This is a genomic window from Bacillus sp. 3255, from assembly GCF_031456485.1.
In the GTDB taxonomy this organism is placed as follows: Bacteria; Bacillota; Bacilli; order Paenibacillales; family NBRC-103111; genus Paenibacillus_E.
Genome location: NZ_JAVDUS010000008.1, coordinates 69,116 through 93,075, shown reverse-complemented (window position 1 = coordinate 93,075; position 23,960 = coordinate 69,116). Strand labels below are relative to the sequence as shown.

14 protein-coding genes are annotated in these 23,960 nt (G+C 55.7%); 10 read left to right on the top strand and 4 right to left on the bottom strand.

Features of this window, described 5'->3' with window-relative positions; translation table 11 throughout:
• Positions 1–26 precede the first annotated feature (26 nt).
• The 9 genes from J2X61_RS14025 to J2X61_RS13985 all read left to right on the top strand — a co-directional run bounded on the left by J2X61_RS14025 (position 27) and on the right by J2X61_RS13985 (position 17,348).
• Positions 27–5,012, top strand: a complete 4,986-nt coding sequence (locus J2X61_RS14025) for a coiled-coil domain-containing protein (RefSeq protein WP_310188421.1) — start codon at positions 27–29, stop codon at positions 5,010–5,012.
• 56 nt (positions 5,013–5,068) lie between these two features.
• Positions 5,069–5,677 (top strand): CIS tube protein, encoded by a 609-nt coding sequence (locus J2X61_RS14020; RefSeq protein ID WP_310188419.1) that lies wholly within the window; start codon positions 5,069–5,071, stop codon positions 5,675–5,677.
• 3 nt (positions 5,678–5,680) lie between these two features.
• Positions 5,681–6,772 (top strand): phage late control D family protein, encoded by a 1,092-nt coding sequence (locus J2X61_RS14015; RefSeq protein ID WP_310188417.1) that lies wholly within the window; start codon positions 5,681–5,683, stop codon positions 6,770–6,772.
• On the top strand, positions 6,772–7,497 hold the full coding sequence (locus tag J2X61_RS14010; protein WP_274467204.1) for a phage baseplate assembly protein V: 726 nt from the start codon (positions 6,772–6,774) through the stop codon (positions 7,495–7,497). The genes J2X61_RS14015 and J2X61_RS14010 overlap by 1 nt, the downstream gene beginning before the upstream one ends.
• 18 nt (positions 7,498–7,515) lie before the next feature.
• A complete protein-coding gene (locus tag J2X61_RS14005; RefSeq protein ID WP_127458139.1) occupies positions 7,516–7,917 on the top strand; it encodes a GPW/gp25 family protein in 402 nt (133 codons plus the stop codon).
• A 53-nt stretch (positions 7,918–7,970) separates the two neighbouring features.
• Positions 7,971–11,042 carry a baseplate J/gp47 family protein gene (locus J2X61_RS14000; RefSeq protein WP_310188415.1) on the top strand — a complete coding sequence of 1,024 codons (3,072 nt, stop codon included), beginning with the start codon at positions 7,971–7,973 and terminating at the stop codon, positions 11,040–11,042.
• An 80-nt stretch (positions 11,043–11,122) separates the two neighbouring features.
• On the top strand, positions 11,123–13,372 hold the full coding sequence (locus J2X61_RS13995) for a putative baseplate assembly protein (protein WP_310188413.1): 2,250 nt from the start codon (positions 11,123–11,125) through the stop codon (positions 13,370–13,372).
• A gap of 119 nt (positions 13,373–13,491) precedes the next feature.
• Positions 13,492–15,609, top strand: a complete 2,118-nt coding sequence (locus J2X61_RS13990) for a phage tail protein (RefSeq protein ID WP_274467200.1) — start codon at positions 13,492–13,494, stop codon at positions 15,607–15,609.
• Positions 15,610–15,665: 56 nt separating this feature from the next.
• A complete protein-coding gene (locus J2X61_RS13985; protein WP_274467198.1) occupies positions 15,666–17,348 on the top strand; it encodes a hypothetical protein in 1,683 nt (560 codons plus the stop codon).
• 704 nt (positions 17,349–18,052) lie between these two features.
• Here the strand turns inward: J2X61_RS13985 and J2X61_RS13980 are convergent.
• The 4 genes from J2X61_RS13980 to J2X61_RS13965 all read right to left on the bottom strand — a co-directional run bounded on the left by J2X61_RS13980 (position 18,053) and on the right by J2X61_RS13965 (position 22,000).
• Positions 18,053–19,474, bottom strand: coding sequence for an MFS transporter (locus J2X61_RS13980; protein ID WP_396135447.1), 1,422 nt, complete (start codon positions 19,472–19,474; stop codon positions 18,053–18,055).
• Between the two features lie 53 nt (positions 19,475–19,527).
• Positions 19,528–20,109, bottom strand: a complete 582-nt coding sequence (locus J2X61_RS13975) for a TetR/AcrR family transcriptional regulator (protein ID WP_310188409.1) — start codon at positions 20,107–20,109, stop codon at positions 19,528–19,530.
• 66 nt (positions 20,110–20,175) lie between these two features.
• Positions 20,176–21,039 (bottom strand): EamA family transporter, encoded by an 864-nt coding sequence (locus J2X61_RS13970; protein ID WP_274467194.1) that lies wholly within the window; start codon positions 21,037–21,039, stop codon positions 20,176–20,178.
• Between the two features lie 28 nt (positions 21,040–21,067).
• On the bottom strand, positions 21,068–22,000 hold the full coding sequence (locus J2X61_RS13965; protein WP_310188405.1) for a metallophosphoesterase family protein: 933 nt from the start codon (positions 21,998–22,000) through the stop codon (positions 21,068–21,070).
• A 235-nt stretch (positions 22,001–22,235) separates the two neighbouring features.
• On the opposite strand from J2X61_RS13965, the gene J2X61_RS13960 reads away from it, so the two are divergent.
• Positions 22,236–23,885: a DUF4091 domain-containing protein gene (locus tag J2X61_RS13960; RefSeq protein ID WP_310188402.1), complete on the top strand. Its 1,650-nt coding sequence runs from the start codon at positions 22,236–22,238 to the stop codon at positions 23,883–23,885.
• Positions 23,886–23,960 lie beyond the last annotated feature (75 nt).

Sequence of the window (23,960 nt, the reverse complement as noted above, 5' to 3'; positions counted from 1 at the left end):
TTATGGAACTCTAAGGGGGATTGTTTATGAAATCTCGACAATCGCATAATCCCCGGGGGAGACGCAAGAAAGTTAAGAAGGCTGTTTTGCAGACTTCGGTGAAGAACGGCTCCTCGGCAGGTCGCACAGCCAGAGAGTCGAGCCTGTTTGCAGCGGGAATCGCCGGCAAATACGGCTTTGGGCGGAACAATTATTTAGGACTGCTAGCCCTTATATTCAAACAAAACGGTTTGAAAGGTCCTAAACAGTTAGCGGCATTAACGAACGCTAGCGATCAGGCCTGGAACATCCAATTGCAATTGCAGCTGCGCAATTTGCAGCATCCTGAGTCGGCACCGCTGATTACGAAGAAACAAACGATCCATCAGATTCAGCAGCTAATGGTGAATTCCGGATACAACACGACGGAAGCCCGTACCGGAAAAGATACATCCAATCCTTCGCCCTCATCTCCTACACAGGCGCAAGCGCCGGCGGAGAAGCCGAAAAAGAGAGGGCGCAAAAGCAAGAAAGAGCTTCAGCTTGAGACGGAGGTATCCGTCAAGGCGGGCGATCAGCAATCCGAGAAGCCTATCTCGCACAGCGAGCAAAGGACACGACCAGCAGTACTTAACCACGTTAATAAAGGAAGCTTACCGTTAATCAGCCGTTCGATCGGTCATATCGCCGCATCCGCCCGGATGTTAGGGAGCAGTCGGCGAAGTCAAGAAGAGAGAGGGCCGGTAACGGGAAACGGACATCATCATACAAGTCATCATGTGAACATTCATCAACAACATGTTCATTTATTGCATACAAAGTCATCGAAAATTAGTCATACCCAAGTAGCCAATCATGTGGAGGCCATTCATAGAAGCTCACAATGGCTGCAGCACTTCCAGGAGGGGAAACCGGCGTCGGCAAATCTTCCTGGCAACGGCTATACGGTACACGCAGGAACAACAAGTTCAGCGGAACCGACAGTTTTGCAAGCGGCCAAGCAGTATTGGAATGAAACGGTGCAGCCGCCGTTCATAAGTCGGGTTCGGCAGCCGTATGTTTTTGAGGGGCATGATGCAGGGGATGACCAAGCAGCTGCAGCTTCAGCTGCGGCAGTTAGGTCGCTTCGCAAGTTGGGTGAAGGTCCGTTTAGCGCTGAGGCAGCGCCGGCGTCCATTCAGTTTATCCAAAGCCTGCTTGTCAGGAATGCTGGACAGGATGGCTCCGCTATGGAAGTTCCGCAATCGCCTCAAATCGCAAGCGAAGCAGACTTAGAATGGAAGCCGGAGAGATCGGCTGCCAGAGGTTTTCTGACAGGAAACCGGCTCCCGCTCGCCATTAACACGGCCCGCTTGACGTCGAGCTTGCCCTTTGCCATGCATGCACAGGCACAAAGATCTAGCGGCAAGGCAGCAACGGCATGGGAAAGCGCCCCGGGGTCACAGCGCGTGTGGAGGAAGCCGCAGAACGGTCAGAGTACAAGTGCTGCCGACCAAGTACCCGGGCAGAGACAAGAACTGGAGCAGGTGTATGCGCAAGCGCAAGCAAGGATCGAAGAGCTGGCGCTTGAACAAGAGCGTGCTCAAACCCAAACGCTGATACAGGAAAAGGCAGCATCGCAGGCGCAGGATTTGGCCATAGCCCAAGCGGAGGAACTGGCAAGCGTACAAGGGCTTGAATTGGCTAGAGCGCAGGAGCGGGAACTGGCAAGAACGCAGGCAGAGATAAGAACGAAAGAACAGATAATAGCGCAAGAACAGATAAGAACGCATGAACAGATAAGAACCCAAGCAGATGTTAGTATGCAAGAACTGGAGAATGCCAGCGTACAGGAAGAGATGCACGAGCTGAATGTCACGGAGCTTGCACAGCAGATGCAGCAGTTGCAAGAACAGCTGCATGAAGGCGCGGAGAAGGGTGCAGAGAATGGGCCGCAGGCGTTAACTGGGGAGCGAGAGAACCGAAGGGCGCAAGAGCGCCGTATTAGGCAGGAACAGCATACTGCGCATCAACAAGAGGCCGAGAGCAAATCATTGCCTGGAATCGAACAGGCAAGAGCGCAAGAACAGGACAACACACGGGAACAGGATCACGAGCGAGTTCGGCTTCGTACGGAATCAGCGAACCGACTTATGCAGTCAGCCCGTGAAGAAGGGGAAACTGAGGGGCACATTCAACGCCAGCACAGGGTACAGAATGGAGTGCTTGCCGAGGTACACCGGCAGCCGGCGAATCTGACGCATAGAGAATCAAGCGCAGCAGATCAACGGGGAGAACGGCGAACGAATGGGCGAAGTGAAGTCAGTCGGGATGGTAAGGAAGCTTCCGCAAGAACGGTTCGCCCGATTGTGCCTGTAACAGACAGCAGCGGGCAGCGGCCGTTACTCGGAAGCATCGCTCAGCTTGCCGCTGCGCAAGCGGCCGAACAGGGGCTTCCCGCATTCCGGCCTCAAGAGCGTGCCTCTGTGTTTGTCCATAAGAAGCCCGGACTAGCTCGGAGCGCAGCTGAAGCCGCACCCAAAATTCAAAGCAATGAATGGTTGCTAGACCGGCTCGTTCACAAACAAAGACAGCAATCTTCTGATCATTCATCGATTGGAAGTACATATATAAACAAGAACCAAGCACGTATAGTAAGCAGAGGGCAGTCACCGGTTTTGGGAACGGCGATACGGACCAAAGGGACCGGTGTTAACTTGCCGGGCAGTTTACCGGTGAGCTTGCCAAGAAACGTATCGATGGGCTTACCGAAAAGCATAAAGGCAAGTGCACAGTCGGGCTCGCAAACGAGTATGATGGAAAGCTTCGCTGCACCCGGCACCCGGCGCGTTTTCCGCAAGGCTGCCTCAACAGCGGCGCAAGCTGACGACATCCGAGAAATGACGGGGAACAAACCGGCTGGGGCAGGGACTGTGATAAACCCGCAAAGCTTATCTTCTGAGATATCTGCAAAATTATCGAGCAGCAGCTTGAAGGAGCTACCCGGCGCAAATCCACCGGCAAGCGGCTTCCAAAGTGCTGCCAGAGCCGGCGTGCTAATACACGGGACTGAACGGATATTCCATTCGGCCGCAGATAGCAGTCAGGCACACTCCGCTAACGAGCAGGCCGTTGTTCGGCAGGAGGATAAACTAGCCGGCGAAGCACCAAGTAAACAGCCTTCTGCCGATTTAGCTTCTGAGATATCGGCAAGAGTTGTCGGGAACAGTATGACCCAGATCGGTTCGATCCTCTCGGCAGCAAGCAGCAGTAACGAAGAGCCGGTGATGCGTTTAATAACGAACGGAGTTTCAGACGGTGCGGCACAGAGCGGCCGCACGGCAAGCTCGATCAGGAATGTTGCCGGTCAGTCGATGGCTACGGTTTTCCGCAGGAGGATGGTTTCGGAGGCGGAGGGAGAGAATGCCATTCCGGTCCGAAGTAACGGTCAGATTCAGCTTCCTGATGCGAAAGAAGCTGGAACCGGCTCGAACGGCAGTTTGGTTTCCGGGCATCTTGCAGCGGCAATTGCAGCCAAGATAACGGAAAGTTCGTTGAAGAGCATCGGACCGAGCCTTACTCCGGTTGCTGCGAACATCGGCATGCTGGGCAGCCTGCAAGGGGATTCTTCAGCAAGCAAGCCGACAGCAGCTGCGGTTCGGGTCGTTTGGAGAGAAAGGGAGCTTACAGGCTCGCAGGACCAAAGAACGGAGATGGCAGAGGCAGCGGGCTCGGAAGGTACTGCTGACACAACAAGTTCGGCCGAGAGAACCAGTGAGCCGTCACCGGCTTCAGTGACGACCGTTCAAGCTTCTACAGTGCCGGCAGGAACTACAGGAGCCCAAATGACGCCTGTTCCGTTGATTCGGCACAACGCTGATCGTTCGCCGAGCGGGAGTATTCATCCGCAAGTCAGAATGGGCGGATTGAGCCGTACGAATCGTTCTGACAGGGCGAACGGGGCGGGCAGCTCGAACGTGTTGTTTAGACCGAGCGGTCAGAGTGCTGCTAATCAAGCGGCTCTTGTCAATCGAATGGTTGGCAGAAGTCGGCTGGAGGAGACAACCATACGGGCTGAAGCGGAAGCGAAGCTGAAGCTTCAAGGTCGGGCAGGAAGCGGTTTGCCAACGCAGGCGCAGCCTGCCAGGGACGCTTGGCGCGGGGCGCAAGTGGAGCATCATCAGCGGCGGTCCGCCGGCGGCGAGAGCGAACGCGCGCAGCGCGAGGGAATCGGTTCGTGGCATCAAGGGGAGGCCATTGGCATCCCATCCGATGCGGCGGAACGAACCGCGGGGGCGGGCGCGCCGGAGGTAATGCGCGCCGGGGAGCAGCCCGCTGCCGCTTCACAAGCGGCGGCAGGAGCAGACGCGAGCACGACGAGCGCGCGGGCGGCTCGCCAGCCCGTCAGCATGACACCGCGTGTCATGCCGCCGATGCTGGCGAGCTCCGCAGGAGCCCGCACAGCGGCTCCTGCGAGCATGGCTGCGGCTTCGCCCGCCGCAGCGGTACACCTGCTGCCCGCCCGCGGGACGGGCAGCATTACCCAGGCGGCTTCCATCGGCAGAGCCGCCGCTACGGCAGCCGGCGCGCAGCGCAGCGCCGGCATGGTCCACGGCAGCAGCCCGAGTCTGGCTGCTGCAAGTCACACCCCGCTGCCCCAGCAGGTGCAGCGGCTGCTCGCCGCCGGCGCATCCGGCGACGGCATAACACAAGCGGTGCTGCCTCCAATCGGCAGCATCGCCACGCCCGCGAGGCAGGACCACCTGGCCTCGCAGACGGCGCCGATGGAGCACAAGCTGGCTCCATCGGCTCCGGCGAACAGCGCCTTGGCGGAGGCGCCGCTGGAGATGGATTGGCTGCGCGCCAAGATGGCCGCAGACGAAGCGCCGCCGCCGGCGGCCACGGCACCACAGGCGCCTCCGGAGCTGAGCCAAGAACAGCTGCAGGAGCTGGTGAAGCAGATTCCGCAGCTGGACGTCGCCAAGATTGCGGACAAGGTGTTCCGCGAAATCGAGAAAAGAATGAAGTTCGAACGGCAGCGCCGTGGACTATAGCATAACGTGCATATTATGAGAGGAAGGGACTGACACCTGTGGCGCTCAAGAAAGCGATGATCATCGTAGACAAGGGAAACAGCAAAGAGAATGTGCAAGTTCTGTTCAATCCGGGTGAGTATACCCTCGATACGAGCAACAGCTATTCTTGGAACACCGTGCCGGGTCTGTCCATGCCGATCGGTCAGTTCGTCAGTGGCGGAACGACAACGCTGACGATGGATTTATTTTTTGATACTTACGAAAAAGGGACGGACGTCCGTGAGCATACGAAGAAAATATCCGGGCTGCTCGACGTCGAGAAGGAGTTGCATGCGCCGCCGATATGCCGGTTTGTGTGGGGCTCCTTGGACTTTAAGGGCGTTGTGGAGAAGGTTAACCAGCAGTTCACCATGTTTCTGGATACCGGCGTGCCGGTGCGCGCCAAGCTCAAGGTAACCTTCCGCTCCTGGCACAGCAAGAAAGAGCAGCTGCAGACGATTCCCCGCCACTCGGCGGACAGAACGAAGCAGAAGATGCTGAAGCAAGGGGAGCAGCTATGGATGATTGCAGCGCATGAGTATGAGGATCCAAGCCAGTGGCGGGAAATCGCCAAAGCGAACGGGATCGACAATCCGCTCAAGGTCGTAACGGGGCGCCGTATATCCGTCCCTAGATTGGACTAATGTATGCCAAGTTTAAGCCTAGAATCCAGCTCCTCTACTTATGATGATTTGGCCAAAAAATATAAAGAGTTTTTCGCGCCGGGCTATGTGATTACCGTGGACGGAACGAAAATTTCCGACAATATCGCAATCTCGACGCTTCGCGTAGAAACGTCGATCGACGGAACGGCGGATTCCTTCGCATTTCGGGTGTCGAACGCCTATGATGTCACGAAGAACGAGTTCCAGTGGTTGAACGAGTTCACACTCGGCAAACCGATCGATATCAGCCTTGGCTACGTTGACAAGTTTACACCGGTGTTCACAGGCTTCATCACGTCGGTCGTCGTCGATTTCCCCGAGGATGGCGCTCCCGGTATCATTGTGCGAGGGATGGATCTGTCGTTCTTGATGATGAAGGGCACGAAATCCCGTTCGTGGAACCAAAAGAAATATAGCGATATCGTCCAGGAAATTGCCAAAACATACGGCGCGCAAGTGCATGTGGATGCGACGACGACGGTCTACCCGACGATTTCGCAGAGCCAGATTAACGACTATCATTTCATTCAAAATATGGCCAATCTCGTGAATTACGATTTCTTCGTAGTCGGCAAGCATTTGTATTTCCGCAAGCCGCTCACCGAAATGAATCCGGTCATGACGCTCGAGATGGGCAAAACGCTGCGCAGCCTGTCGATCGATATGAATCTGGCTGAACAGATTACCGGTGTCAAGGTACGCGCCTGGGACAATAAGGAACTCAAGGTGATTGAAGGCGAGTCGGCGGCCATTACGAAGCTTGGCGGGAATGCCAAGACCGGGAAAGATATTCTCGCTGCCAAAGGCGATTTCCTGGAACATGTGTACACCAACGTAACTTCCGTAGAAGAAGCCAAAACTTACGCCACGGCGATCCTGGGCAGACATGCCATGAAGCTGGTCAGCGGGACGGGAGAGTGCATCGGCATACCGGAAATACGGGCGGGACGCTACCTGAAGCTGGACGGCATAGGTGAGAAGTTCAATCAGCCTTACTATATTACGGGAGCTACGCATCTGATGGACGACGGCGGCTACACAACGCGCTTTCAGTTAGGAGGGAACGCGGTATAATGTTCAAACTTCCCGATGTTACTCTAGGCGGTGTCACGAATTTTGATTCGCAGAAAATCGGCGGTGTGATGGTCGGCGTGGTCAGCAACAACAACGATCCCGACAAGCTGGGGCGCGTGAAGCTCAAGCTGCCGCTGCAGGAAACCGAGACGGAGACGGATTGGGTTCGCATCGCGACCATGATGGGCGGCAAGGATATGGGCAGCCTGTTCATACCTGAAGTGAACGATGAGGTGTTGGTTGCCTTCCATTTGGGGGAGCTGCGGCAGCCTTTCGTTATCGGCATGCTGTGGAATCCGAAGAATAAGCCGCCGGCTCCGGCCGACAAGAACGATTTGCGGATGATCAAATCACGCTCCGGTCATGAGCTTTCGTTCAATGACAAGAGCGGTGACGAGAGCATTACCATTAAGACCAAGAAGGGCCAAATCATTGAGCTGAAAGATAAAGACGACAGCATCTCGATCGCCGACCAAAGCGGCAACAACAAAATTATGATCAAAGGCGGGTCGGCGAACGAAATCTCGATCGTCAGCCAAACGTCCAAGATCACCCTGAATGCCAAAGGGGACATCGGAATCGAGAGTACGAAAGAGATTAAAATTAAATCGACGATGATTAACATCGAGGCTTCAGCCAACATGGCGCTCAAAGCGGGGGCTATGCTGGATATCAAGTCGGACGGCATGATCAATATCAAAGGCAGCATGGTCAAAATTAATTAACGTTGGGAGCGTGGCAAGGTGTCGGAAGCATTTTTGGGACGAGGCTGGAAATTCCCCATTCAGGTCGATCCTGCGACAGGGCGAATTCGGATGTCCGAGTATGAAGAAGACATCGCCGAAGCGATCCGCGTGATTCTGGGCACGACACAGGGCGAGAGGGTCATGCGTCCGGGCTTCGGCTGCGGCGTGCAGGAATTTATTTTTGGCTTAACGGACGATACGTCCTTGCACCTGCTCGAAAGCAATATCCAAGAAGCGATCCGCAACTGGGAGCCCCGGGTACACGAAGTCGATGTGAAAGCCGTACCGGAAGCGGACGACCCGGGGAAAGTGATGATTCGCATCTCTTATCTCGTGCGGACAACGAACAATTTATTTAATCAGGTATATCCTTTTTATTTATATGAAGGCTCCAAGTAGAAAGGCAGCGGAAACGATGACGATACGTGCAAGAGAGGAGGTGGAATCGAGCGATGCAGCCTCCCAAAATTGATCCGAGAGAAATCCCCGATCTCATAGCGCAAATGAAGGAAATGGCGCCTTATTATACGCCGGAATGGCGGTTTACGCCGGAGAATCCCGATCCGGGATCGGCTTTGTTCCTGATGTTCGCGGATATGTTTCATGACAACATCAAGCGGTTGAACCGGGTGCCGACGAAAAATCTCATTGCGTTCCTCAACATGTTCGACGTCACCCTGCTCCCGGCGCGTCCGGCAACCGGGTACTTGACTTTTGCGCTCAATGAGGGCACGAAGGAATCGGTGTTTATCTCCGCAGGGACACAGGTGGCGGCCTCCAGCGAGGACGGCAATATTTTGTACGAAACGGCGCGCAGCGTATTGCTGACACCTGCTCAACTGACGGATGCGTATGTGACAAGCCGTAAACAGGATAAGATCGTTCGCGTTTCCGAAGATTTCCTGGCGGCGTCCAGACAGGGCTTGGCTTCTCCGACGACGTTATTCCGGTTGCAAGGCGATAATTTGCAGGAGCATGCCCTATTTCTGGAGCACAGCGCTCTCTTCACCTTATTCAGCACCGCGCGTATCGAAATCGAATTCCGCAATTCCAAGAGGCGCTTCGACGAGCTGGCGATGTCCAGCCAATTGGCGGACGGCACGCTGACGGAGTGGTTGTATGCCACGGCAGAAGGATGGGTGCCGTTTGACCGGGTCGAGGCCAAAGGCAACAAAGTGATTTTGTTGAAGTCGCGTGACGGCGAACTTATCGCGAGCGAAGTCAACGGAGTCGAAGGGCACTGGATTCAGTGCCGTCTGAAACCGCTGCTGACCGGCGGGAAGACGCTGGCGGACAGCCGCTTGTCCATGGACCATATTTCGTTCAAAACGGATTATGAAGACGCGCTCGATGCCGGCGGCATTCAACCGGATCTCATGTTCTATAACGACATTGCTGCTGATCCGGGCGGATTTTATCCGTTTGGCGATCAGTTCGCACTGTACGGCTCCTTTTACATCGGAAGCAAGGAAGTATTCACGAAGAGGGACGGCGATATTCAGCTCAGCTTCGGACTTCGGGCGATTGAGAACCGTTTCGGACCGGACCTTACGGAAAATATCGATTGGAAGCTGGTCATGAAGAAGTCCAAGTTCGATAAGCCGCCTGTTGTCCACGTGACCGTTCTGCAAGTTGTCTGGGAATATTGGAACGGAGCGACTTGGGTGCGGCTTGAAGTAGGCAAGGAAGCGGAGAAGTTGTTTTACTACCCGCAGCAGGAGAAGGTGCGCAAGGAGATTCAATTCCGCTGTCCGCAAGATTTGGAGTCCACCTACGTGAACGGTAATGAGAACTTCTGGATACGGGCGCGGGTTCTGCATATTGAGAATGCCTACGTTGCGCAAGCGGTATATTTATCCCCGTGGATGGATGACGTCTCCATGACATACCGGTATGACGACCGGCTGTATCCCGCAGAGCGCTGCTTGGCTCTGAACAACACCGTGTTCGAAGACCGGACGAGACACAGCAGGCAGTTGGATGGCGGGTTCGAGCCGTTCCAACCGCTGGAGGGCAGACATCCTGCTCTGCATCTGTGTTTCAACACGGCTCCTGTGAAAGGACCGATTTCCCTATACGTCTCGGTGAAGCAGCAGCGGTTTGCAGAGCAGGATTTGCCTATGCTGGAATGGGAGTATTTGCGGTCGGGCTTGATGCCTGGACAGCCTTCCGAATGGGTCGCCCTCAAAGTTATCGACGGAACGAACGGGATGACGCAGAGCGGAACGGTGCAGTTCGTAGGACCTTCGGATTTTGCCGGCGAAGCTTTGTTCGGCAGCGACGGATACTGGATTCGCGCCGTGAATCGGGACGATAAATACGATGATAGCGAAGGGCGCATCCTGATTCCGACGGTACGCGGACTCTATATGAACACCGTACAGGTGCTCCAGCAGGAGACGATTACCGGGGAAGTTCCCGAGGCGAAGGGACTGGATGAGACGGAGTACCAGCTCAGCCGCACCGGGATCGTAAGCGAGGAAGTATGGGTGGATGAGACGGAGTTCGTGACGGAAGAGGAAATCGCCGAGTCCGAACGCAGCGGCATGCCGCTTATGGATATATCCCGCGACTCCGAGGGGAATTTGCTGCAGGTCTGGGTGCGCTGGACACCGGTTCGGCAAATGGCGGATTCCGGCAGCCGGGACCGGCATTATAGGATTGACCGGACCTTCGGCCGCATTCGCGTGGGTGACGGGGTGCATGGCATGCATCCGCCCAAGGGCGGCTTGGAGCAGCTGAAGGTCACCTATCAGGTCACATCGGGCCAAGTCGGCAATGTCGGCGCCCGGGAGATTAACCAGATGCAGGATTCCATCGCTTTCGTCGGCGAGGTCTACAATCCGGAGCCGGCTTCAGGCGGCTGTGCGGCTGAGAAGCTGGAGTCAGCCTTGCAGCGCGGGCCGGAGATGCTGAAACACCGCGACCGTGCGGTCTCGGCCAAAGATTACGAATGGCTGGCGCGCGAAGCGTACCCGAACATTGCCAAAGTGAGTTGTATCGCGAACCGGAACGCCTATATGCAGAAGGAAATCGGCGCCATGACGCTCGTCGTGCTGCCGAAGGAAGGCCAGCAGGGAAGCTCTGCCTTCCCGGAGCTGAAGAAGCAAGTCGAAAGGTATATCATTGAGCGGGCTTCGAGTCTCGTGGCTTTCCCCGAACGGCTTCAAGTGATCGAGCCGGTTTATATGGAGATTTCCGTATCGGCCATCGTGGCCGTTGAAGGGATGGACGCCGTCGTCGCGACGGAAATTCAGGCGATGGAGAAGCTGACGCGCTTCCTCGATCCGCTTACCGGCAATTTCGACGGGAAGGGCTGGGCGATCGGCCAGCAGATTCATCCGTCCGTCTTCTATGCACTGCTGAAGACGATTCGAGCGATCAGTCATGTCGAGAAGCTGTACATGACCGTTTATAAGCTGGAGGACGGAGAGCGTACCGAGCTGGATGTGAACCGCCTTCCGGCGCTCCCGCACGGCATTATCGTCAGCGGTAAGCACAAAGTGGTTGTGAATGCTTTGTAGTGTTGGCGTGGGCGTTGGCGGTGTTGGTGGCGGAACGCATGGAGACGAAGAGACTAAGTAATCAGGGGAGGTGAGCACAAGTGCTGCCAATTCCAAATTTGGATGACCGGATGTTTGAGCAGATGGTGATGGAGGCGCGGAAGTCGATTTCGAAGTTATATCCGGAATGGACCGATGAGAACGAGCATGACCCGGGCATTACGCTGCTGGAGTTGATGTCATGGATGACCGAGATGCAGCAGTATTACTTGAACCGGATTACGGAGCGCAACGAGCGGAAGTTCCTGAAGCTGCTCGGCATTCGTCCGCGAGAGGCGGTATCGGCCGTTTGCGACGTAGCTTTCGCCGGGGGGGAGCAGCTTCTTGTGCTCCCTAAGGGCACGCCGCTGCAAGCGATGGATCAGCGCTTCGAGACGCTGCGCACGGTGCAGCTTGTGCCCGCTGCGCTGGAGAAGGTGCTGGTGCGCACGGAGACCGCTGCCGCCGATTATTCCTCGAATAACCATGCGAGAATCGCTTATTATGCTTTCGGGCCCGAAGCGGGCAAAGGGGCGCATCTGTATTTGGGCTTCGACCGGCCGCTGCCGGCAGAGACGGAAATTTCTCTGTCGTTCAAGCTGTATGACCGCTATCCGGTCAGCTTGACTCATGGGATGAACCAGGCGGCGCCGATCATTTCGTCCGCCAAAGTGGCCTGGTCGTTCGCGGGGGCGGGACAAGTCGCCGAGGGGCGGCATGGGCAGAGCGAGAGCTGGCTGCCCGTCGAGCTGATCAGCGATACCACGGTCCATCTGTCGCAGAGCGGCGAAGTGCGTTTCCGCGTCGCTTCCGAGATGAAGCCGATGGCTCTATATCCGGCGGATGACCGCAGCCGGTACTGGGTGTGCTGCACGCTAGAGGAAGAAGGCTATGAGCTGTCGCCGAAGATCGAGCGGGTAAGCCTGAACGCCGTGCAGGCGGCGCAGCAGGAGACGCTCAGCGAGGTGACGGCGTTCAACTCTTCCGGCGAGCCGGATCAGAGCTTCGAGGTCAGCACGCACCTTGCTTATAACGGCCTGCACACCGTGCAGGTGCAGGATGAGCAAGGGCGCTGGCGCGATTGGCATATCGTCGCCGAGCTGGAGGATTACGGACCGGACGATCTCGTCTGCCTGCTGCTGCAGGATTCGGTCCGGCGCACGACCCGTCTGCGGTTCGGCGACGGGGTGAACGGCAGTATCCCGCCGCAAGGCGCGCAGCGGGTGCGGCTCATCGCCTACACGGCCGAGTTCGATTACGCCCGTTACGTCGGGGGCAGCAAAGGTCTGCCTGCGCAGACCTTCGAGATCATGCGCGGCCGCACGTTCAAGCCCAGCAGCATGCTGCTGCAGGTCGGCTACCGGCCGCGCGGAGAACACAGCGTCGTCTGGGACGACTGGCAGTCCGTGGATGACTTCGACAATTCGAAGTCCACGGACCGCCATTACGTCTACGACGCCGCCGCAGGTACGATCCGCTTCGGCAATAACGAAGCGGGGCTTACCCCGCCCAAGTCCGTGGAACCGAACATTCGGTTCATTGCGCTGCAAGCGGGCGGGGGCGAGCGGGGCAACGTGAAGGACGGACTCGTGACCGGCTTCACGGAGGAGCCCGGCGTGAGCGTGACGAATCCGTTTCCGGCGCGGGGCGGCCTGGAAGCGGAGACGCTCACGCAGGCGAAGCTGCGCGTCCGGCGCGAGCTGGACACGCCGACCCGGGCCGTGACCGGCGTGGATTATGAGCGGATCGCTTCGGCGACGCCGGGGCTGCGCGTGGCGCGGGTGAAGGCGATTCCACTGTATAAGCCCGGCATGCGGGATTACCCGAAGGTCAAGGCTCCTGCGCAGATGACCGTTGTGGTCGTGCCTTATAGCGAGAGCGATAAGCCGAAGGCGAGCCAAGGCTTCCTGCAGACGATCAAAGGCCACTTGGACAGGCATCGGCTCTTGACAACGGAGCTCCACGTCATTCCGGCGGCATACATCAAAATTACCGTACACGCCGTCGTGGTGATGGAGCCCAAGTACAAAGGCGAACAGCGCCGCATCATCCAAGAGCTGAGGCTGCTGCTTCAGCCGATGGACCATGGCCAAGGCTCCGAAGGGTGGCGTTTTGGCCGAACGGTGTTCAAAGGCGATATTTACGGGGTGATCTCCCGCATCAAAGGCGTAGTCTATGTGCAGGACCTGTGGCTGGACGCCGAAGGGACAGGCTTTCATAAGGACGGCGCCGGCGATATTCATATCCCGCCCTATGCGCTGGTGTACTCCGGCAATCATGAGGTGGAGACGATCAGTCAGGCCGATTTGTAACAAGATCGGCAAACAAACAGATGAGCGGTTCAGTGCCAAGCATGGGGGTGCTGGGGCATATGGGCCGCCATGTCGAACGCGCAAGTATTACATAGAAATCAGAAGCGAGGTGACGAACGATGCAGGATGGGCAAACGTTTTTCTCATTAAATAAACCGCTTGACTGGGAACAGGGCTATGAGGCTAACATTCATATGCAGCCCAATGGCTTTTCGATCCGGCAGACGGAAAAATACAGTATTCATCGCATCGTTCGCACAGACGAGCTCGAAGGCGTTCATCCGGTCTTCGAGATGACGGTCGGAGGCGGCAGGAAGCTGATCATGCTGGACGAGGCTGCGAATGTGTGGGTGTACGATGATCAGAGCCGCCATCTGGAATCGTTGTTCCGTCACGGCCATGGACTGTTCAGCAACAAAGCGAAGCTGGCTTCCATGTCCGATCTTCTCGTGATAGCCGACAGCGACCGGGCATCGGAAAGACGGCTGGCGGTCTACTCTCTCTCCAACGGTCAAACGATGTGGGCGGCGGGGGACTGGCAAGGATTGGAACTGTTACCACTTACGGTGAACGCGAAGCTGGGGTCGAAGATTACGTTCTATGTAACAATTCCTTTGGATATTGAGGTTGGTATGAATGGAAGTCCGGTGATTCCCAAGGGCGGCAGGATCGGCGTCCTGGAATGGAGCTCGGCAGGGGAAGTCATTCGCGTATATGAGCATGACTCGCTCCGAATGGAAGAAGCGGTGGAACCCGCTGCGCTGGAGGGGCGTTATTTTACCGCTGCCGCAGACGGCACACTGGCTCTTCTGGACGCAGAACTCAGAACGGTTACCGTTTTTCATGAGGACGGCCGGGACCCGCTGCACTTTCCGTTGGAGCAGGAAGGGCGTTATGCTGGTATTTCCATTGATACGAATCATAATCTCTATATAGGGGACAGCGGATATGCCCAGCAGGAGGGGGTAACGGAGCGCTTTATTCTCAAATACCGCGGGAATGGCGAGCTCTTCGATAAAGTGACGAATTTCCGGGGACGTACGGATACGCTGATGCATGACAGCCGGAACAGGCTGTATGTGTTTGACCGGATGAGCGGTCAAATCACGCTGCTCGACCTCCGCAGCCGCACGATGCTGCTGGAAGGAACGCAGCTGCCGGAGGCCGTCTATTTCTCTAGCGAGCTGGATACGACCGAAACGGAGACGGAATGGCACAAAATTAGGCTGGAAGCGGACATCCCGGAGGAGACGCAGGTTCGCTTTTCCTATTTTACCTCGGATGATAGCGAAGGGTTGGTTGACGGGGACTACGTAAACTATACAAGCTATTTGACGGATCCGGACATTAGCGTGAGGGAGAAGCTGCGGGCTACGCGCGATCTCTGGTCGGAGCCGATCCTCAATCCGAAGGATGCGCTGCTCATGAACGCCAAGGGACGCTATCTCTGGTTCAAAATGGAACTCATCGGCAGCGAGCAAAAGTCGCCATACATTCGTAAACTGCGGGTCTACTACCCGAGGACATCGCTCATCGCTTATTTGCCGCCGATCTATCAGCAGGATGAGGAGCATAGTCCTTTCTTGGAACGCTTCCTCGCGATGTACAGCACATTCTTCGATGATATGGAAGACCAGATCGACCATATCTCCGCTCGTTTCGATCCGGACGCGGTGTCCGGGACGTACTTGGAGTGGCTCGGCAGATGGCTGGCCATCACCGACCATGAGGCGTGGGGGGAGAAGAAGCTGCGGGAGCTGATTAAGATGGCTCCTGTGCTTTACCAATTGCGCGGCACCCGCGAGGGGCTGATCCAAATGCTGCGGATTTACACAGGTACGGACCCCTTTTTGCTGGAGTATTTTCAGTTCAAACAGATGCAGGAGTCTTCGGAACTGCGGCAGCTTTTTGCCCAGCTGTATGGGGATAATCCCTATTGTTTCTGTGTTATGCTGAAGCCGGAAGTGGTGCGCACCGACGCGCAGCGGCTCACCATCGAGCAGATTATCGAGGACCAGAAGCCGGCCTACACCGAAGGCAAGCTGATCGTTCTGCAGCCGTGGATGTACGCGGATATGCATACGTATCTGGGCATTAATACTTACTTATCTGAGCCGACGTTATTGACGCTCGACCAGCGCTCCTCGATGCCTTACAACACGGTGCTGATCGATGTGGATCGCGATAAACGCATGGATATACATACACGTTTGGAACTGGATTCGGAGATCGAGTAAGCGACATCCACTTTGAATCGAAATCGAAATGAGCCTAGGAAGGTGAGGGGAACCGTATGAAGAAAACACGCTATTACCCGTTTGAACGCAACCGGTATTTTTATGGAAAGCTGCTGACGGTCAGGGATTTTGAGTCGGAGCAAAAGTATTTCAATGACAAGCGCAGAATGATGAACCGTCTCCTGCACGGATCCGGCGTGTTGACCGGACTGCAGGTCGTAGCCGTTGACGAGAAGTCGGTATCCGTCGAAATGGGAGCGGCGATCGATGCGCTTGGCCGGGAAATTGTCGTGCCTTCGCCGATGACCTTGAAGCTCTCGATGATGGATGGATTCAGCAACAACGAGTATGCCAAGAACGTTTATCTCTGTATTGCTTATGACGAGAAAGAAAAAGAACCCGTTCACGCGGTCGCCAACTCCTCCGTCCGTTCGGATGAAATTAACGACTACAATCGCGTGCTCGAGAGCTACCGGCTCTTCATCCGCGAAGATGCGCCGGACCCGGCTCAGCTGCCTCTGGCCAATTTGACGGATCAGACGATTGTGCTGTATCAAGATAAGCATCTGCGGGTGCTCCAAACAACACCGCGTTACGTGAACCCGGGCCAATTGTTTGAGATGAAGCTGCGCTTCGAGAAAACGTTGAAGGCAGGGCGCATCTCATTCCAATATGAACTGGCCGCTAACCGCGTTGAAGCGTTGGAGGGCAATTCGATTCAGTTCGAAGAGCCGCAAGACGCGCAAGAGAGCGAGTACGAAATGAAAGTGCTCCTGCGTGCGGACAGTACGGTCGGCGTGAAGGCTTCGGTTGGCGTGCAAATCGGCACGGCCGCGTTGAAGCTGGACGATAGACAGTTAGAACTGCACGCACAAGCAGCAGGAGAGATTCAGATTATCGGCGAAGCCTTGCGGGAGCGCCTGATGACCGATTTCGTGAAGCAATCGCTGGAGGCTTCCTTGGAAGCGCCGTCGGAGCCGTGCATTTATTTGGCCAAAATTTGCCTCATCCAAGTCGGACCGACGTACGTAATCGAGAGCGTTGAGCAAGTGCCGTTCGGCGAGTACGTATACAACTCATCGGTGATGTACAGATTGGCGCAATCCAATGAGTACCGTGATGAGACGGCCGGCCAGTTCGTGACGAAGTCCAAGGTGAAAACGTTGGCCCCGGGACAGCAGCCGGAGTTTAAAGTGAATTATAATAAAGCGATCAGCGAGCTTTCGTTCGATCTTGGCATTCCGGCAGGCGGTGGAAGCGGTATTGCCGGTATCGTCAGCGGTGTCGTGGACATTCCGGTGGAGCCGTTCACGAAGATTTCGGTATCGCCATTCGGGAAGGCGACGAAGAGCTTCTTCTCCGGCGAAATCGCGCATGGGCTGGGCGAGGGCAATGTGCTCATCATTACGAGCCTGGAGGAGAGCAGCGATGACGCATTCTCTGACATGCTGTCCAGCGGAGCGCGTGTGTATGGCGGGGCTTCGGATGTGTTCAAAGGCACCGAGTTCGAGCCGGATGCGCCGGAAGTGAAGATCGGCACGATCGCTTATCCGCAGAAGGGAACCTTCCGGATCGGTGTGAAGGTGCAGCAGTCGTCCGAGCCTGCGAACGTGCGGGTACGCTGGTGGGCGTACAGCACGGAGATGGCGGGAGCGGCCTCCGCGGGCAGCGGCTCGCTGGACGAAGCGTTGTCTGCGCTGCGTGAAGCGGCTTCGGCTGGGAGCAACGAGGCGGAGTAATTTGAAGGTGTTGCCGGGCTTTGCCGGCTTTTGCGCTAGCAGAGATGGGAATTGGAATGGGGACCTCTAGTTGAGAGGTCCCCTTTTTATTCTGATTTAACAGTGGCTCATATGCAGGCTTGCGGATAATCTGTGCGATATTTCGAATAGAATTGCCGGTTACAGCGGGTTGAGGGCAAATTGTATGCTGTTTTTCATATAGATTTATCGATTTTATCGTTTTAAGGGGAAATCTATGCGATTTTTCATATAGAATCAGGCAGGGGTGTGCGGGAAGCAGTCGTGCATGTAGATACCGCAGAAACTGGCGAGCCCGAAGCAGGCAGCGGTGCATGTAGATAGCGCAGAAACTGGGTGAACTCGCAGCAAGCCACCGCAGAAACCGGGTGAACTCAAAGCAGCCAGTGTGGTGCATGTAGATACCACAGAAACGGGGTAAACTCGAAGCAGCCAGGGGTGCATGTAGATACCACAGAAACCGGGTGAACCCGAAGCAGGCAGCGTGCATGTAGATACCACAGAAACTGGGTGAACTCGTAGCAGCCAGCCTGCATGTAGATACCACAGAAACTGGGCGATCCCGAAGCAGGCAGCGGTGCATGTAGGGATACCACAGAAACCGGGTGGACCCCATGTAGCCAGCGGTGCATGTATGTTACTACAGAAACTGGAGACCCCGGAGCTAGCTGCAACACAATCCAGAATTACATGGAAGCCGATCTAGCAGGGTTCTGGGCTTGAGCGTTCGCGAGATGACCTCTCGTTCCTTCGCGTCTCCCGTCAAATGTGAAATAAAAAACGACGCAAATAATCGCGGCTAGCCCGGCAAGCACAAGGCTGATGTTGCTGAAAACAGAGCCGACCGCATCCCGATATAGCGGATTCCAGCTCGGCATCCCGCCGGCTCCAAGGTCGACGGCTTTGCTGTACAGGCCAATTGCAATGCCCTGTGCGATGAAGTTAACCATGGCGAGCATGCCCATGCCTACTCCGGCTTGTTCGGGCGGCAGTGTTCGGGACACCGAGTTCGACACGGCGATGACCATGAAGGACTGTCCGACGTTACCTAGAATAAGCAGAGCGGCGATCACAAGCGGAGAGCTTCCGGTGAACGTCGAAAGCAGTACAAAGAAGCCGAACAGCAAGCCTGAAGCGGTATAAGCGACAAAACTGTTGCCGCGAATATCCGCAAGCTTGCCGCCTTTGCGTCCGAAAATAGCGGCGGCCGCAGCAGCCGGAACCATGGCGAAGCCGATCCAGATGGAAGGCAGCTGCTGCACATGGGTCAACAGCAGCGGGCTGAGCACATAGAGGGAACAGCAGGTCCCGTTCACGAGGAAGGAGATGCTCAGCCCCAGCGTATATTTGCCGTGCCGGAAAAGCTGCGGCGCAATGAAAGGGTCCTTCGCGCTGCAGACGCGAGCGACGAAAAGGCCCAGGCCCAACGCTCCGCCGAGCAGCAGCCAAGCGCCTTCGCTCACGCTGAGCAGAAGCATGGCGATCGTAATGGCTAGCAAACCGCCGCCGATCCAATCGAAGGTACCGGCGATGACCGGGCGCTGCTCATCTTTCAAATATTTGCGGTATAGCGGGAGCACCGCCATCACGAGCAGCGGCACCGCGAACAGCCAGCGCCAATGGAAGACGCTGACGATGGCCGCTGCGACGACGGGACCGAGCGCGTTGCCGAAGGCCAGCCCGACTGCGGTCAAGCCCAGGGCGGCACCCCGCCGCTCCGGCGCGAAATAGCGCAGTGGGATGATCATCGCAATCGCCGGAATGACCGCGGCTCCCGCAGCTTGCAGGCATCGTCCGGCGAGGGCCATGGCGAATGATTGCGAAGCCAGCCCAAGGAGCGAGCCGGCTCCGAATAAGAGCAGCCCGAAGGTGACGAGGCTTCGCAGCGGATACCGGTCGGCCAGCTTCCCATAGGTGACGGCGCCGACCGCGTAGATGAGAATATAGGCCGAGGAGAGCCAGCTCACCTGAGACAGGCTTAGCGAGAACTGTTCGCTAATCTTGGGCAGAGCGATGTTGAACATGATGCCTGTCATCATGGAAATCGTCAGTGTGAACATCAGAACGCGCATTAATTGCTTACTGTTGTTAGGCACCTGAAACCACATCCTTATCTTCAGTATGACTGTCAGTACTGACTGACAATTTGGTCTTAAAAAAACTAGGGCTTCAAGGCCCTAGCAAAAACTTTGACACTCTCTTCAATGAACGGCTCGAGGCCGATGGTGGAGTAGTTCGTGCGGCTGTCAAGATCGTTCATGAACGCGCCGAACTGCATCATCATGAAGGAGAAGGCGTGCATCTCCGGTTGGTCGGATCGGATGCTGCCTCTTACGGCCATCTCGATGAAGTAGTCCGTCAGGAACTCCAGCAGCTGGCGTGGGTGCCTCTGGGTTCGTTCGCGAAAACCGGGCAGGTCCTCTTTGAGGGAGATTTGGATCATTTTACGGTTGCGGTTCATAATGTCGTGATACGACTTCGTAATAAGCAGCAAATCGTCCTCGAGCTCCCATACCAGCTTCTCCGCGAAAAGTTTTTTCATCTCCTCGGCATAGTGGTACCGATCAAAGGCTGCTTCCAGCAGCTTCTGCTTGCTGCCGAAGTGACGAAACAGCGTCTTCTCGCTCAAACCTGCGGCCGCCGCGATCTCAAGGGTCGTGACGCCGTTATAACCTTTCTCAGCGATTAAATGGATCGCGGCCATTTGAAGCTTATCGCGGCTACCGAGGTTGCTGGCGTCCATGAAATTCCTCTCCCGAATCAATGTCAGTGCTCACTGACATCATCATATGCGTTGCGATCGGCGCTGTCAACCCCAAATTCCGATGAGCAGGATCCCGATTGTAATTAAGATCGAGCAAATAATCCGCAGCCTGCCCTGCTTTTCTTTGAGGATGACAATGCCCAGTATCGTAGCGAATACGGTGCCGATCTCCCGAATCGGTGAGATATGGGCGACCGGCGCATATTTCATAGCGAAGAGAAACAGCAAGTAGGAACCGGGATTCAGAATCGCTCCAATCAAAATAATCCGAAAGTTCAGCTTCCATTCTAGCTTCAACTGCTTCGAGGCGATGACGATGGGGGTCAGCGCTGCGACGAAGCCGATATTCGTAACCTCGAGTAGAGAGATCGCGGAGATATGCTGCAGATTCAGCTTATCGACCAGTACATAGCAGGTCGTGCACAGGCCGACGCAAAGCGCCATGAGGAATGGCTTAACTGTGCCGTATTCTCCAGCTTGGTTTGCATGTCTGCGTGAGAAAATTCCGCTCAGTGATAGAAACCCGGCGATCATGCAGAGGAGCCCAAGCCAACCGAACCACGATAAGGACTCGCGCAAGAATAGTACACCGACAATAGGAATTAATAATGTGCTGGTACCTCGCATAATCGGATAAATTTGTGATAAGTCCCCCATATTGTACGTGCGCGAGAGCAAAAGCGCATAAATGCTTTGTAAAGCCGCCGACAGCAGCAGCAATCCGTAGGAAGGCAGAGATAAGGGATGAAGCCATAGCTCTCTTATCAGATACGGCAGCAAAATAATCGTGGTCACCATGAGGATGGACCACAGGAAGACGCTTTTGTTGCGGCTTCTCTTCGTAAACAAGCTCCAGATGGCATGTGTGAGGCCGGAAGCTATGACAAGCAGTATTGATACGATAACCAAGCCATCATCTCCAAACGAATCAAATCCATCAAGCGCCCGGCTTATGCTCGGGCTGTTCTCTTACGACGGTGCCGTCTTCCAGACGCAGCCATGTTTCGAAAGCGCGCTCGTCCTGCCGAAGCCGGATCATGCGAGCGCCGCGCGGGAAGCCTTCCTGGCCGTATGTATTGTAGCCGGTCGCTCTGCCGTAGCACAGCCGGATGCCGTGCAGCTCGCCCCAGTAGTCGTTGATGTGATCATGCCCGCAGAACGTGCCGATCACATCGCCTCTCTCAGCCATCGCAGCGAACAAGCCCGAGTTAACAGGCGGGCAGCACACATTCTCCAGCTTGTTCCCGTAGCAGGTCGAGGTGTACCATGCTTGCTGATATTCCGGCAGCGGAATATGGAAGAATGCGAGCGCCGGCAAATCTCCGCCGGCATGCGAAGCTTCCTTATACCAGGCGATTTGATCGCTGCGGATCCAATCGTAACCTTTGATATGGGACACTGGGGACATTTCGCCTGAGTCCAAAAAGACCAGCCTGGCGGCGTCCTGCCCATCGGCTCCGCGAATCGTCAGCGTATAGTTCCCTACGCCGTGAACCTCAACCGGACCGCGTTGAGTAACGGTATGCGGCAGCTTCAGCACCGCGTCCATCAGCTCCTCGCGCGTGACGATGGACTCCGTGTCGTGGTTACCGAACACGACGGCCCACGGAATGCCCCGGTCGACCGCAGCCTGGACGGCTTCCCGGAACGCTTGGAGCGGCTGCTTGCAGACGGGCTCGCCGGGTTTAACGTAGCCGGTATATATAACGTCGCCCGTAAAGACGACCAAGTCCGGCCGCTCGCTATCAAGCACATCGTCCATCAATCTGCGCGTCTGCTGATCGAGCGCGCCGCCGTCCTGCCAATGCAAGTCGGTAAATTGTGTAATGGTGAAAGTCCGGTCATCGCGAAAGCTAAGTGAATGCTGCATGGAAATAACCCTCCGTTTGCCTATTTGGCGATTGTTTTCTTGTGGTTTTATATTAATTTGTTGTTGTTTGTTGACAATTGTATATGCGGTTTCCTGTACTGTCAATGAGCAATTTTTGCGCCGTCCTAATCACAAGAATCGTCCATTTCGTCAAAAAAGATCATTTACTATTTGGTCCAAATCCCATACTTTTAAAAAAGGACTAATTCTGCTTTGAAGAGAGGATGAACGCACTGTGTCAGATCTTAAGTATGAATTGCGCTGCCTGAATTCGCTTGCGAAAGTGCTGGCTCACCAAGAGCCCGATTCCCGTTATGAGCTTCAGAAGGCCTCGCTTCTCGGCAATGAAGTATTCTCGTTTCAAGTCGCTTACCGGTCGGAGAAGCTTCTGAAAGGTGTTGTGCTGGCAATTGCAACCCCACTGTCCCCTGCTGTAACGGTCCGTCAAGTCGGACTCGCTCCCAGCGAACTTACCATGTATGGGAATCACGATGGGTATATTCTCAGCGAGCAGCCGGGGCTGTACCCGGACCCGTTGCTGCCCGTCGAGGCGGGCGGGGCTACGGCTCTACCCGGATGCTGGGGCTCCTTCTGGGTGACGATCGACCTTCACGGCCAGTCGCAATCCCCGGGCTTGTATCCCGTGGTTCTCTCGCTATGCGCAGCGTCTGGCATAGAGCTGGGCACAGTCTCTATCGAGCTTGAAGTGTTAAGCGCTTCCTTGCCGGAGCAGAAGCTGATCCGGACAGAATGGTTTCACACAGACTGTTTGGCAAACTATTATCAGGTAGACGTATTCAGCGAAGAGCACTGGAGAAGGATCGAGCAGTATGTGAAGACGGCGGTCAAGCAAGGCGTCAATATGCTGCTGACGCCGCTGTTCACGCCGCCGCTCGATACGGAGGTCGGAGGCGAGCGGACGACCGTGCAGCTGGTCGGAGTGGAGCGGGACGGGCAAGCGTACCGGTTTGATTTCACACTGCTGGACCGATGGATTGCGCTCGGTGATCGCTGCGGGGTGAAATATTACGAGTTCTCGCACCTGTTTACACAATGGGGCGCACAGTTTGCCCCGAAGATTATGGCGACAGAGCAAGGGCAGCAGAAGCGAATTTTCGGCTGGGAGACCGATGCCATGGGAGATGAATACGGCTCCTTCCTCGAAGTCTTCCTGCCGGAGCTGGATCGCTACATCCAGGAGCGGGGGCTTGCAGGTCGGGTATTCTTCCACGTCTCGGATGAGCCGTCGGTGGAGCAATTGGCGTCATACCAGGCAGCCAGCGCCAAACTGAGTCAATTCCTTGGTCACTATCCGACGTTCGATGCGCTCTCGGACTATGAATTTTATGCGCACGGTCTCGTTAACACGCCGGTTGTGGCGAATAATCACATCGACGAATTCATTGCGCAGGGCGTCGACAATTTGTGGACTTACTATTGCTGTGCGCAATTTAAGCGAGTGTCGAACCGCTTCTTTGTTTTTCCATCGGAGAGGAACCGGATAATCGGTTTTCAGCTGTATAAATTTAAGATTAAAGGTTTCCTGCATTGGGGTTATAATTTCTGGTACTCCCAGTACGCCCGCAAGATGGTGAATCCGTTCGTTCAGACCGACGCGGACCGGTCGTTCCCGTCCGGCGATGCCTTCCTGGTGTATCCCGGCGAAGACGGCCCTATTGAATCGATTCGGATGGTCGTCTTCTATGAAGCTTTGCAAGACGTAAGGGCGCTGGAGAAGCTGGAGAGCCTGATCGGCCGCGAAAGCACGGTCAATTTGATCGAAGAAGGTCTTGATCAACCGCTAACCTTCAGTGAATATCCGCATGATCCGCAGTGGCTCATCGGCAAACGTGAGCAGATCAACCAGCTGGTCGCCGCACGTTAACGCGTTGACAGCATAACCTCCTGCTTATACACTAGATGAAAAACAACATGAATCATCACCATGTTGCCATCATCG

Excerpts from the sequence above, each read along its gene's own strand:
- J2X61_RS13990 (WP_274467200.1), top strand. The coding sequence starts at position 13,492 with ATGCAGGATGGGCAAACGTTTTTCTCATTAAATAAACCGCTTGACTGG.
- J2X61_RS13965 (WP_310188405.1), bottom strand. The coding sequence starts at position 22,000 with ATGCAGCATTCACTTAGCTTTCGCGATGACCGGACTTTCACCATTACA.
- J2X61_RS13985 (WP_274467198.1), top strand. The coding sequence starts at position 15,666 with ATGAAGAAAACACGCTATTACCCGTTTGAACGCAACCGGTATTTTTAT.
- J2X61_RS13980 (WP_396135447.1), bottom strand. The coding sequence starts at position 19,474 with ATGTGGTTTCAGGTGCCTAACAACAGTAAGCAATTAATGCGCGTTCTG.
- J2X61_RS14015 (WP_310188417.1), top strand. The coding sequence starts at position 5,681 with ATGCCAAGTTTAAGCCTAGAATCCAGCTCCTCTACTTATGATGATTTG.
- J2X61_RS14025 (WP_310188421.1), top strand. The coding sequence starts at position 27 with ATGAAATCTCGACAATCGCATAATCCCCGGGGGAGACGCAAGAAAGTT.
- J2X61_RS14000 (WP_310188415.1), top strand. The coding sequence starts at position 7,971 with ATGCAGCCTCCCAAAATTGATCCGAGAGAAATCCCCGATCTCATAGCG.
- J2X61_RS14010 (WP_274467204.1), top strand. The coding sequence starts at position 6,772 with ATGTTCAAACTTCCCGATGTTACTCTAGGCGGTGTCACGAATTTTGAT.
- J2X61_RS13975 (WP_310188409.1), bottom strand. The coding sequence starts at position 20,109 with ATGGACGCCAGCAACCTCGGTAGCCGCGATAAGCTTCAAATGGCCGCG.
- J2X61_RS14020 (WP_310188419.1), top strand. The coding sequence starts at position 5,069 with ATGATCATCGTAGACAAGGGAAACAGCAAAGAGAATGTGCAAGTTCTG.